This window comes from Mycobacterium kiyosense (assembly GCA_021654635.1).
Taxonomy (GTDB): Bacteria; Actinomycetota; Actinomycetes; order Mycobacteriales; family Mycobacteriaceae; genus Mycobacterium; species Mycobacterium kiyosense.
The window spans coordinates 6,335,045-6,346,450 of the sequence record AP025179.1 but is presented as its reverse complement, the minus strand read 5'-3'; the positions used below and the strand labels follow the sequence as shown (position 1 = coordinate 6,346,450).

Sequence of the window (11,406 nt, the reverse complement as noted above, 5' to 3'; positions counted from 1 at the left end):
ACCGCAACCGCTGCCGCCGCAGGTTGCGATCCTTCGGAACTGGGGACAACCGTCAAGGTGGTCCGACCAGTTGGTCGATCCGCCGTCCTCGCTTCATGTCGACAGAGTTTCAAATCCGCCCCGGCTTGGAACTACTCCGCCCGAAGCTAACAGTTTTCGTTCCGGCTGCCAACAGTTCTTTGGGTTCCGGTGGCGTTCTTGATAATTCTGGTCGATAGGAACGATCCGCAGGTGTGTCGAACGGGCGGATGCGGGCGGCGGTCCTGGGTCTGCTGTGACGGCCGAGGTTTGACCAGGACACATGTGGTCAGTACCCTCAAACAGTCGCCCGAAAGTCGGCGATACGGCTGCGACCGGGACCAGAGGTCCGGGGACCGCGCCGGCCAGTAAGCGAGACACTCTCCGCCCGACGAGCTGCCAAGCATCAGCGGGCGGATGGTTATGCCGAACACAGCGAGGAGAACGCGGTGGCCAAGGGCAAGCGGACCTTCCAGCCGAATAACCGGCGGCGAGCCCGGGTTCACGGCTTCCGGCTGCGGATGCGCACCCGCGCCGGACGGGCCATCGTGTCGAACCGGCGCAGCAAGGGTCGCCGCTCTTTAACTGCCTGATCGCAAGATCGGGTCTTCCAGCGGTGCTTTCCGCACGCAACCGCATGAGGCGGTCGACGGAATTTGACGCGACGGTGAAGTACGGCATGCGTTCGGTGCAGCCGGACCTCGTCGTGCATTTCCGGCGCAGCAGCGCGCCCCCGCACGGCCTGGATCCGGACCGCGACCGCGGGCCCCGGGTAGGGCTGATCGTGGCCAAGCGGGTGGGCTCTGCGGTCGAGCGGCATCGGGTGGCCAGGCGGCTGCGCCATGTGGCGCGCCCGATGCTGGGAAGTCTGGATCCACTTGACCAGGTGGTGATTCGCGCCTTGCCGAGTAGCCGGAACGTCTCGTCGGCCCGGCTGGAGCAACAGGTGCGCAGCGGGCTACGTAGAGCTTTCGAGCTGGCGGGCACCGGCCGATGACTGTCACGGCAACACCGCCGGCGCGCTTCCTGGGTCGGGTGGGATCCGCGGCGGTGCGGGCGGTCATTTATCTGATCCAGCTGTACCGGCACATGGTGTCGCCGCTGCGGCCGGCATCGTGCCGGTTCGTTCCCACCTGTAGCCAATACGCGGTTGATGCGCTCAGTGAGTACGGCCTAGTTCGCGGCGGCTGGCTGACGGTGGCCAGACTGGCCAAGTGCGGTCCCTGGCATCGCGGCGGCTGGGATCCGATCCCGGAGCGTCACGAGTGCAGCCGGCACGCCGATGTCGTCGATGAAGCCGCGGACGGAAACCGAAGCGCGGCACCTCAAGGGGAGAGTGAATCGTTTGTTTGATTTCTTCAGTCTCGACTTCGTCTACTACCCGGTATCGGCGATCATGTGGGTCTGGTACAAGGCGTTCGCGTTCTTGCTGGGCCCGAAGAACTTCTTCGCCTGGGCGCTGTCGGTGATGTTTCTGGTCTTCACCCTGCGTGCGCTGCTGTACAAACCGTTCGTCAAACAGATCCGGACCACCCGCCAGATGCAGGAACTGCAACCGCAGATCAAGGCCCTGCAGAAGAAGTACGGCAAGGACCGGCAGCGGATGGCGATGGAGATGCAGAAGCTGCAGCGCGAGCACGGGTTCAACCCGATCCTGGGCTGCCTGCCGATGCTGGCCCAGTTGCCGGTGTTCATCGGTCTCTACCACGTGCTGATGTCGTTCAACCGGACCCAGTCGGGCATCGGGCGGATGGGGCTGTCGGTGGAGCAGAACCGGAGTCTGGGTAACTACGTGTTCAGCGCCAAGGACGTGGGGAACTTCCTGGACGCCAACCTGTTCGGGGCGCCGATCGGGGCGGCAATCAGGCAGACCACCGGGCTGGACGCGTTCAGCCACTTCGACCGGGGCATGTTGATTGCGGTGAGCCTGCCGGTGATGATCCTGGCCGGTATCGCCACTTACCTCAACAGCCGTGCGTCGGTGGCACGGCAGAGCGCGGAGGCGGCGGCCAACCCCCAGACGGCGATGATGAACAAGCTGGCGCTCTACGTGTTTCCGCTCGGCGTATTGATCGGTCCGATCTTCTTCCCGATGCCGCTGGCCATCATCTTGTACTGGTTCTCCAACAACATCTGGACGTTCGGTCAGCAGCACTACGTGTTCGGGATGATCGAGAAAGAGGACGAGGCGAAGAAGCAGGAAGTGCTCGAACGTCGGGCGGCCAACGCGCCCGCCCCGGGCGCCAAACCCATCCGCTCGGCCAAGTCGACGCCGGTCGCGGAGAGCGATCCGACGGCCGAGTCGGGGTCTGCCGATGCCGAGGAATCCTCGCCCAGCCAGTCCACCAAGCCGAATCCGGCCGCGCGCAACAGCAGCGGTCCGGGTCGTGCACCGCGGCCGGGAGCACGGCCGAAGAAGCGCAAACGATAGGGCTGCCGCCCGCGGACCAGCTGAGTCCTACGCCGCCGGGCGGGCCGAGTAGTACCGAGGAAGACCTCGCGGCGTAACGCCGTGTGACCACCAATTCCTGGATGAGGGGAAAGAAAGCGATGACGGAAGCGGACACCACCGAACTCGACACCGACACCCAAGACGAGCAGACCGACTCCCCAGCGGAATCCGTCGGCGAGGGTGACGACCTGGAAGAGCGTCTGGTAGCCGAGGGTGAGATTGCCGGCGACTACCTGGAAGAGCTGTTGGATCTACTGGATTTCGACGGCGACATCGACCTGGATGTCGAGGGCAACCGGGCCGTCGTGAGCATCGACGGCAGCGATGACCTCAACAAGTTGGTCGGCCGTGGGGGAGAGGTTCTCGACGCACTGCAGGAGCTGACCCGGCTGGCGGTGCATCAGAAGACCGGAGTGCGCAGCCGGCTGATGCTGGACATTGCGAGCTGGCGTCGTCGGCGCCGTGAAGAGCTGGCGGCGCTCGGCGACAAGGTGGCGCGGCGGGTGGCCGAGACGGGCGAGCGCGAAGCGTTGTCGCCGATGACGCCGTTCGAGCGCAAGATCGTGCACGACGCCGTCGCTGCGGTCGCCGGCGTGCACAGCGAGAGCGAGGGCGCGGAGCCGTCACGCCGCGTCGTCGTCTTGCGTGACTGACTCGACTGTCAACCGTGATCGCGCGGTGACCATCGGAGTTACAGGCATGTAGTTCTGACGCGATCGAGTCGGCGAAGCGGATCGGGCGTGCGGAGAACGGAGGAATGTTTCACGTGAAACATCTCGATCCGCACCGACCTACCGAACTTGATCCGGACAGCCCGGACACCGCCGCGGCGATCTTCGGCTCCCGGATCGGCCAGGCCCGGCGGTACGCGGAGATCTTGGCGGCCGCGGGGGTGGAACGCGGACTTCTCGGGCCCCGCGAAGTCGACCGGTTGTGGGAGCGGCATCTGTTCAACAGCGCGGTGATCGGAGAACTGTTGGATCACGCCGCAACCGTCGTCGACATCGGCAGCGGCGCCGGCCTTCCCGGGTTGCCGTTGGCGATGGCCCGACCGGACCTACGTGTCGTGCTGGTGGAGCCGCTACTGCGACGCAGCGAATTCCTTCGGGAGGTGGTCGCTGAGCTTGAGCTGCCGGTGGAGGTGGTGCGCGGTCGAGCCGAGGAACCAGGGATCCGAAAGCAACTCGGCGACACCGATGCGGTGGTCTCCCGAGCAGTCGCCCCGCTGGACAAACTGACGAAGTGGAGTATGCCGTTGCTAAGACAAGACGGGTTGATGGTCGCGATCAAAGGGGAGCGGGCACCGGACGAAGTCCGGGAACATCGGCGTGTGATGGCCTCGCTGGGTGCAGTCGATGTCAGGGTGGTGACATGTGGAGCGACCCTGCTGCGGCAGCCCACCACCGTCGTAACGGCGCGGCGTGGCGCAACCACGCGGCGGAAGCCGTCGGCGAAAAGGGCAGCAACATGAGATTCGGCCGCAGCGCCAACCGCGGCGAACCCCCCGCCGAACCGACTACCGTCCCGAGGCCGGCGCGAGCCGAGGCGGCGCCGTCAACGGCCCCCGCTGCGGCGGCGGTTGATCCGGGTGCGGGGCGCGCGGCGACCACCCCCGAGTTGGCGGGTCCGCCGACGGAGGAGCACAATCCCTCCGTGAATGTTTCACGTGAAACATCGACCGACTTCGACACCCCTATCGGTGCTGCCGCCGAACGAGCGATGCGAGTCCTGCACACCACCTACGCACCGCTACCGCGGCCCCGTCAGCGCCGGGTTTTCACCGTCGCCAACCAGAAAGGCGGGGTGGGTAAAACCACGACAGCGGTCAACCTCGCCGCGGCCCTCGCCGTCCAGGGTCTCAAGGCTCTCGTCATCGATCTCGATCCGCAGGGTAATGCCAGCACCGCGCTGGGCATCACCGACCGCCAATCCGGCACGCCATCCTCGTACGAAGTGCTGATCGGCGAGGTGCCACTGCGGGAAGCGCTGCGGCGCAGCCCCCACAGCGAGCGCCTGTTCTGTGTGCCCGCCACCATCGACCTGGCGGGTGCCGAGATCGAATTGGTCAGCATGGTTGCGCGGGAGAATCGACTGCGCAACGCGTTGGCCGAGCTGGATGAGTTCGACTTCGACTACGTCTTCGTGGACTGCCCGCCGTCGCTGGGGTTGCTCACCATCAATGCCTTGGTGGCCGCACCCGAGGTGCTGATCCCCATTCAATGCGAGTACTACGCCCTCGAAGGCGTCTCCCAGTTGATGCGCAATATCGAGATGGTGAAGGCACATCTCAACCCGCAGCTCGACGTCACCACCGTCGTCCTCACCATGTACGACGGCCGGACCAAGCTCGCCGATCAGGTGGCCGAAGAAGTCCGCCGGTACTTCGGCGACAAGGTGTTGCGCACCGTGATCCCGCGCAGCGTCAAAGTCTCGGAGGCGCCGGGCTACAGCATGACCATCATCGATTACGATCCCGGTTCGCGTGGCGCGATGAGTTACCTCGACGCCAGCCGCGAGCTAGCGCAGCGCGATCGACCAGCCGGGAGGGAATGACGAATGACGAACCCGTCGCGCAGGAAAGGCGGCCTCGGCCCCGCGGCTTGGCGTCGTTGATTCCGACCGGCCCAGCTGAAGGTGATTCGGGACCGTCGAGCTTCGGGCCGCGGATGGGGTCCGCGGCCGCCGACGTGGTGATCGGCGGGCCGCTGCCCGACGCCACCGCGATGGGCGCGGTGTACCGCGAGATCGCGCCGTCGGACATCGAGCCCAACCCGCGGCAGCCCCGGCAGGTGTTCGACGACGAAGCCCTCTCCGAACTGGTGCACTCGATCCGCGAGTTCGGCTTGTTGCAGCCGATCGTGGTGCGCGCGGTGCCGGCTTCGGCGAGCGGCGCGCATTACCAGATCGTGATGGGGGGAGCGGCGGTGGCGGGCGGCGCAAGCTGCCGGCCTGGCCACCCTGCCCGCCATCGTGCGCGAGACCGGTGACGACAACCTGTTGCGCGACGCATTGCTGGAAAACATTCACCGGGTGCAGCTGAACCCGTTGGAAGAGGCGGCGGCCTATCAGCAATTGTTGGACGAGTTCGGTGTCACCCACGACGAACTGGCCGCCCGCATCGGCCGGTCGCGACCGTTGATCACCAACATGATCCGGTTGCTCAAGTTGCCGATCCCGGTGCAGCGGCGGGTCGCCGCGGGGGTGCTGTCCGCGGGGCATGCTCGCGCCTTGCTGTCGCTGGAGTCGGGGCCGGACGCGCAGGAGGAACTCGCGAGCCGGATCGTGGCGGAAGGTCTTTCGGTGCGTGCCACCGAAGAGGCGGTCACGCTGGCCAACCGCGGTGACGGTGCCACGCCGACCCAGCCGCGTCGCAAACCGATTCAGATGCCAGGACTGCAGGACGTTGCTGAGCGGCTGTCGAACGCCTTCGACACCCGGGTCACGGTCGCACTCGGCAAACGGAAGGGCAAGATCGTCGTCGAGTTCGGCTCCGTCGACGATCTGCAGCGGATCATCGACCTGATGACCGCGAAGCAAGGCTGAACTGGCACGACCCACCACATCGTGTAATTACGTCACTGTGACACCAAGCCGACGTCGCGCCGTGGGACTGCCCCTGTCAGGCGACCGCACCTACAGCAGATCCGTTATGCAGCAACCTATTTCGGGAATCGCCGGCCTTGCCGCACGGCGATCCCGGCGGTGCCCGGCTGTGGTGGGCGGCTCACTCGCCATGCCCTGCGTGGTGGGCGGGCCACCACTGGCCCGATCCGCACCGACTCCCTATCCTGGAAGGGTTGCCGGCGCACCTCCGGTGTACAGCCCGGAGCAAGTGGTCGCCGGGGGATCGCAGTGCAACAGCGCGAGACGCCGCGGACCGCGGGCCTTGCGACGACGCGAGCCGGACCGGCCCGCACAGGAGTGGGGCTTATGGGTTTGAGGGTCTTGAGCATCGCACGGAGGCCAGGAGACTAGTGTCAGCTCGGATTTCAGCGCTGCGGCTCGAAGCCTTCGAGCAACTCCCCAAGCATGCGCGCCGCTGCGTCTTCTGGGAAGTCGATCCGGCGACCCTGGGCAAAGACGACCACTTGGCCGACCCCGAATTCGAAAAAGAAGCGTGGCTGTCCATGGTGATGCTGGAGTGGGGTTCGTGCGGGCAGGTCGCTACCGCGATCCCCGACGAGCGCAGCCAAGCCGAACCGCCGGTGGTCGGCTACGTCCTCTACGCCCCGCCGCGAGCGGTGCCCCGCGCGCACCGATTTCCCACCGCGCCGGTATCGGCCGACGCGGTGCTGCTGACGTCGATGGGCATCGAGCGTGGCCAGGCCCACGCCGACGTCATGGGTGACCTCCCGGACCAGCTGATCACCGGGGTCATCGACGAACTGGTGCGTCGTGGTGTGCGTGCCCTCGAGGCCTTCGGTAGAACCGAGGCGGCCACTGAGCTGCGCGAGCCGATCGACGAGGACATCCGGCCGGTGCTCGAAGCGCTCAACGACTGCTCCGTCGAGAACTGCATCATCGACGCGGACTTCCTGATCGACGTCGGATTCGTGGTGGTGGCACCGCACCCGTACTTCCCGCGGCTGCGGCTGGAGCTGGACAAGGGGCTGGGCTGGAAGGCCGAAGTCGAGGCGGCGCTGGAGCGGCTGCTGGAAAACGCTCAGCTCGAGCAACCGGTCGGCGCGGCATCGGCGGGGAGTGCGACGGGCAACGTGCTACGCGCGCCGCAGGAGTGCGAAAACCCCTCGGACTAGCAGGGGTCAGGAGCCGGTGATGCGGCTCGCCCGCTCGACGGACAGTTCGTGCGCCAACAGCTCGGCAAACGTGAACGTACCGGTGGGCCGGTCGTTCTTGCCCAGCAGGTAGAGCCTTTTGACCGCGGCCAGAATTCCCTCGGCGATCGCGTCACGCGTCTGGGTGGTGATCAGCATTTCGCGGTCGCGGGGATTGGTGATGTAACCGACATCGACCTGCACGGTGGGCATCCTGGTGAGCCGCAACAGATCCCACGTCCGGCCGTGCACCCGGCAGTCCCGTAATCCGGTGCGGGCCACCACTTCTCGCTGAATGAAGTCGGCGAGATTGCGGCCGATGGTGGATACCGAGCCGTGCGAGTTGCCGAAGTGGAACGAGGCCACGCCGTTGGCCGAAGGGCTGGCCTGGGTTTCACAACGCAGGCTGATCATCAGGTCGGCGCCAACGGAATTGGCGATCGCGGCGCGCTCGGCATCCGACGGGCTGTGGTCGTGCGGCCGAGACCGGAACGTCTCCATGCCGATGGCTGTCATCCGACCTTCGAGGCGACTTGCCAAGTCCCACAGCACGTCTGCTTCGCTGATCGGTCCGGCCGGGCCGTAGGTGATCAGACCGTGGTCGTTGCCGCCGCGGCCCGGATCGATGATGATGCGCTTGCCCGACAGCTTGGGCCCCGAGCGGCGCACCAGCTCCTCCTCGCGGATCGCGTGCGGCGAACCGCCGCTGACGCGTGAGCTGAGAAAATACAAGGAGCGCAACGTTTCTGGGCCGCATATCCCGTCGGCGGCCATGCCGTACTCGCGTTGGTAGGACATCAGCGCGTTGTGGGTCTGCAAGCCGAAATGCCCGTCCACCAAACCTGTGTAGAACCCGAGGTCCTGCAGGCGGGCCTGCAGGGTGGCGACGTCGTCCCCGTACAGCGGGGCACCGAACTGGTGGTACAGGGTGCGCGCGCCGAGGCGGTAGGAGGCTTCCTTCAACGCGCGGTAGGTGGCCTCGCCGACGATCCCGTCCACCAACAGTCCGCGATGCTGCTGGAAGGCGCGGACCGCATGGTCGAGCTCTTCGTCGAACACCTCGACCGCGACGTGCCGACCGGTGGTCAGATCCTCGTCGGAGCCGTCCAGCATTCCCAGCGCGGCCAGCGCCGCCCGGATTTCGGTGACAGCTGCGCCGCGGTCCCCACAGCGCAGCGCGTCGCCGTCTTCGCGGCGCGGACTCGGCATACCAAGGGTCCTCCGGGACTAATTGACATCGCCGCCAAAAGCAGCGCAATTAACTCGTATTGTCGCAGATCCTCGGCCGGATCGGGAAAACCCCAGGCCAGTCGGGGGCTTGTTTCTGCAAAAACGCGCGGCCATCGGGGCCGGGCGCGGGGTGGACCGGGGCCGGGCTATCCCAGGCCCGGAACAGCGTCGGACAACTCGCGCAGCAGCGCCGCCTTGCCCTTGGCGCCGACGATCCGCTTCACCGGTTCACCGTCTTTGAACAGGATCATGGTGGGGATCGACACCACCTGGAAATCACGCGCCGTCTCGGGGTTGGCGTCCACGTCCAGCTTGGCCACCGTCAGTTGCGCCGACCGCTCGGTGGCGATCTCCTCGAGCACCGGGGCCACCATCTTGCACGGCCCGCACCAGGTGGCCCAGAAGTCCACCAGCACCGGCTTGTCGCTGGACAACACGTCGGTGGGGAAGGAGGCGTCGGAAACCTCGATGGTTCCCGACTTTTCGGCGTCGCTCATCGCTTTGCTCCAATCAGGGTGTCGGTACTGTCGGCCTCTCCCGCCGCTTCGTGCTCGGCGAGCCAGCGTTCGGCGTCGATCGCGGCGGCGCAGCCGCTGCCGGCGGCGGTGACCGCCTGCCGGTAGGTGCGGTCCACCAGGTCCCCGGCCGCGAACACACCTTCCAGCGAGGTACTGGTGGTGCGGCCCCGGACCAGCACGTAGCCGTCCGGATCGACGTCGACGGCATCGCGCACCAGAGCCGAGCGCGGTTCGTGGCCGATCGCCACGAACACACCGGTCACCGGCAGCGTGGACGTTTCGCCGGTCACGGTGTCCTGCAGCCGCAGCCCGGTAACCGTCGTGTCGCCGTCGACACCGAGCACGGCCTTGTTGGTGAGGATGGTGATCTTGTCGTTGGTCTGCGCGCGCTCGAGCATGATCTTCGACGCGCGGAATTCCTCGCGCCGGTGCACCAGGGTGACGCTGCGGGCGAAGCGGGTCAGGAAGGTGGCCTCTTCCATCGCGGAGTCGCCGCCGCCGATCACGGCGATGTCCTGGTCGCGGAAGAAGAAGCCGTCGCAAGTGGCACACGAACTCACCCCGCGGCCCAGCAATTCCTGCTCGCCGGGTACCTGCAGGTAGCGGGCCGCGGCGCCCATCGCCAGGATCACCGCGCGGGCCCGGAACGTCTCGCCTTCGGCGGTGACCACGGATTTGACCGGGCCGCGCAGCGACACCGATTCGACGTCTTCCATCCGCAGGTCGGCGCCGAAGCGCAGGGCCTGCTCGCGCATCTGATCCATCAACTCCGGGCCGGTGATGCCGTCCCGGAAACCCGGGTAGTTCTCCACTTCGGTCGTGGTCATCAGCGCCCCCCCGAACGAGGTCCCCTCGAAGACCAGCGGCTTGAGCTGAGCACGCGCGGTGTACAGAGCCGCGGTGTAGCCGGCGGGACCGGAACCGATGATGATCACGTCGTGGATGGTGTCTGAAGCGGGCATGCGGGCCTTTCGCGGGCGGGGCCTGAATCTTCGATGTCGAGATGGATCTGCAAAGTCTACGAACGCCAGCCTAGGCAGTGGTGTTCCCGGCCATCGCACGCGACACCCGGCGCAACCGGTCAGGCACGCGGAATGGTGGTGGTGGCCAGCAGCCCGGTGTCGGCGGCGCTGCAGTTCAATGCCACCGCGTAGGCGGTCACGGTGTCTGGCGTGTCGCCGGGCATGACCAGCAGCACCCCCGGGCGGGCATTGACCTCGACCGGTTGCGCTCCCAGGATCTCGGTGGCCGCCGGGTAGCCCAGCCCACCCAGGCACGACGCGCGTTGCGCGGGGTTGCCCAGCGCGCCGAAGTCCGGTGGGCGGTGCGTCAAGGCGATGATCTCCGGGTCCGACAGCGGAATCACCGGGACGGGCGTGGAGACGGTGATGTGGTTCGCGGTCGGTTCGGTTCGCGAATCGGAGGAGGGCGACCGCAGCAGCGCGGCGGTGCCCACGCCGATGGCGGCCAGCACGGCGGCGCAACCGAGCACGCCGGCGACGAGTCGGAGAGGACGCATCGGTGGCCGCAACGCGTGTGCGGCACGGGGGGCGCGCAGCGCAGCGGAGATGTCGCCGACAACCTGCGGGGGAGCCTCGGGCGCGGGCGCGGCGGCCAGTGCGGCGAGGTCGCGCTGCACCTGCTGCAGCGCCTGCAGCGACGCGGCGGCCTGCGGGTCGGTGCGGATCCGGGCGCGGACGGCCGCGGCGGTGTCGTCGTCGAGCAGTCCGGCCTGCAGGTCGGCGAGCTGCTCAACCGTCGGCGGCGGTTCCGGATCGGCGTGATTCTCGGCGGGACTCATCCGCCCCAGTGTGCGTCATGCTCGGTTCGGCGCCGGCACTGCCCGGCAGGCCCGGCGCGCCGGCGTCCAGGTATCCCAGCAACCGGGCCAACCGTGCCCGCGCGCGCGAGCACCGGCTCTTGACGGTGCCTTCGGCCACTCCCAGCAGCGCGGCGGTCTCGGCGACCGAGTAGCCGTGCATGTCGACGGCGACCACCGCGGCCCGCTGCTCGATCGGCAGCCGCATCAGTGCCCGCTGCACGACGATCGCGGTGTCGGCCTGCGCCGTGCGGTCGGCGGCCGGGTAGTCCTCGCGCAGCGGGACCGCCGGCCGCGCTTTGCTGCGGCGTATCCGGTCCAGGCAGGCGTTGAGCACGATGCGGTGCAACCACGAACCGACCTGCGCGTCATGACGGAACGAGCCGGCACCGCGGTGCGCAGACAGCATCGCCTCCTGCAGCGCGTCGTCAGCGTCCTCGGCGTTGAGGCTGGTCAGCCGCGCCAACCGGTACAGCGGTCGGTGGTGGCGGGCGAACAGTTCAGCGAAGGCGTGGCGGTCGCCGGCCGCGTGCGCGGTCAGCAGTTCGGCGTCGCTGCGCCGCCGCGCGCCCTGCCGGAATGCCACCGCCGGAC

The 11,406-nt window shown here is 67.4% G+C and carries 12 protein-coding genes and 2 pseudogenes; 9 read left to right on the top strand and 5 right to left on the bottom strand.

Annotated elements, in window-relative coordinates; all coding sequences use genetic code 11:
• The first annotated feature begins 467 nt into the window (after positions 1-467).
• From rpmH to L6444_RS29945, 9 genes and pseudogenes are all read left to right on the top strand, one after another.
• Positions 468-611 (top strand): 50S ribosomal protein L34, encoded by a 144-nt coding sequence (rpmH, locus tag L6444_RS29990; protein ID WP_180916038.1) that lies wholly within the window; start codon positions 468-470, stop codon positions 609-611.
• A gap of 23 nt (positions 612-634) precedes the next feature.
• Complete coding sequence (gene rnpA, locus L6444_RS29985; RefSeq protein WP_236979280.1) at positions 635-1,015, top strand: ribonuclease P protein component; 381 nt, start codon at positions 635-637, stop codon at positions 1,013-1,015.
• A gap of 92 nt (positions 1,016-1,107) precedes the next feature.
• Positions 1,108-1,371 carry a membrane protein insertion efficiency factor YidD gene (gene yidD, locus L6444_RS29980; protein ID WP_370653132.1) on the top strand — a complete coding sequence of 88 codons (264 nt, stop codon included), beginning with the start codon at positions 1,108-1,110 and terminating at the stop codon, positions 1,369-1,371.
• Entirely contained in the window at positions 1,355-2,449 is a 1,095-nt protein-coding gene (gene yidC, locus L6444_RS29975) for a membrane protein insertase YidC (protein ID WP_236979278.1), read from the top strand. The genes yidD and yidC overlap by 17 nt, the downstream gene beginning before the upstream one ends.
• A gap of 119 nt (positions 2,450-2,568) precedes the next feature.
• Complete coding sequence (locus L6444_RS29970; protein ID WP_236979276.1) at positions 2,569-3,123, top strand: Jag family protein; 555 nt, start codon at positions 2,569-2,571, stop codon at positions 3,121-3,123.
• Positions 3,124-3,227: 104 nt separating this feature from the next.
• Positions 3,228-3,941, top strand: a complete 714-nt coding sequence (rsmG, locus tag L6444_RS29965; protein WP_236979274.1) for a 16S rRNA (guanine(527)-N(7))-methyltransferase RsmG — start codon at positions 3,228-3,230, stop codon at positions 3,939-3,941.
• Between the two features lie 146 nt (positions 3,942-4,087).
• Positions 4,088-5,023: a ParA family protein gene (locus L6444_RS29960; protein WP_236984526.1), complete on the top strand. Its 936-nt coding sequence runs from the start codon at positions 4,088-4,090 to the stop codon at positions 5,021-5,023.
• Positions 5,024-5,026: 3 nt separating this feature from the next.
• Positions 5,027-6,013, top strand: a pseudogene (locus tag L6444_RS30950) (ParB/RepB/Spo0J family partition protein).
• Positions 6,014-6,444: 431 nt separating this feature from the next.
• Positions 6,445-7,227 (top strand): acetyltransferase, encoded by a 783-nt coding sequence (locus tag L6444_RS29945; protein ID WP_236979263.1) that lies wholly within the window; start codon positions 6,445-6,447, stop codon positions 7,225-7,227.
• 6 nt (positions 7,228-7,233) lie between these two features.
• Here L6444_RS29945 and L6444_RS29940 read toward each other — a convergent pair whose 3' ends face one another.
• From L6444_RS29940 to sigM, 5 genes and pseudogenes are all read right to left on the bottom strand, one after another.
• Positions 7,234-8,454, bottom strand: a complete 1,221-nt coding sequence (locus L6444_RS29940; protein WP_236979261.1) for an N-acetylmuramoyl-L-alanine amidase — start codon at positions 8,452-8,454, stop codon at positions 7,234-7,236.
• Positions 8,455-8,621: 167 nt separating this feature from the next.
• A complete protein-coding gene (gene trxA, locus L6444_RS29935; RefSeq protein WP_236979259.1) occupies positions 8,622-8,972 on the bottom strand; it encodes a thioredoxin in 351 nt (116 codons plus the stop codon).
• Positions 8,969-9,983, bottom strand: a pseudogene (gene trxB / locus L6444_RS29930) (thioredoxin-disulfide reductase). Before trxB ends, trxA begins: the two are co-directional and overlap by 4 nt.
• 91 nt (positions 9,984-10,074) lie before the next feature.
• Positions 10,075-10,794, bottom strand: a complete 720-nt coding sequence (locus tag L6444_RS29925; protein ID WP_236979255.1) for an alpha/beta hydrolase — start codon at positions 10,792-10,794, stop codon at positions 10,075-10,077.
• Positions 10,745-11,398 (bottom strand): RNA polymerase sigma factor SigM, encoded by a 654-nt coding sequence (sigM, locus tag L6444_RS29920; RefSeq protein ID WP_236979253.1) that lies wholly within the window; start codon positions 11,396-11,398, stop codon positions 10,745-10,747. Before sigM ends, L6444_RS29925 begins: the two co-directional genes overlap by 50 nt.
• Positions 11,399-11,406 lie beyond the last annotated feature (8 nt).

Bases quoted from the DNA above. Each gene is read 5' to 3' on its own strand.
- rsmG (WP_236979274.1), top strand. From the start codon at position 3,228: ATGTTTCACGTGAAACATCTCGATCCGCACCGACCTACCGAACTTGAT.
- L6444_RS29925 (WP_236979255.1), bottom strand. From the start codon at position 10,794: ATGAGTCCCGCCGAGAATCACGCCGATCCGGAACCGCCGCCGACGGTT.
- L6444_RS29940 (WP_236979261.1), bottom strand. From the start codon at position 8,454: ATGCCGAGTCCGCGCCGCGAAGACGGCGACGCGCTGCGCTGTGGGGAC.
- L6444_RS29970 (WP_236979276.1), top strand. From the start codon at position 2,569: ATGACGGAAGCGGACACCACCGAACTCGACACCGACACCCAAGACGAG.
- trxA (WP_236979259.1), bottom strand. From the start codon at position 8,972: ATGAGCGACGCCGAAAAGTCGGGAACCATCGAGGTTTCCGACGCCTCC.
- yidD (WP_370653132.1), top strand. From the start codon at position 1,108: ATGGTGTCGCCGCTGCGGCCGGCATCGTGCCGGTTCGTTCCCACCTGT.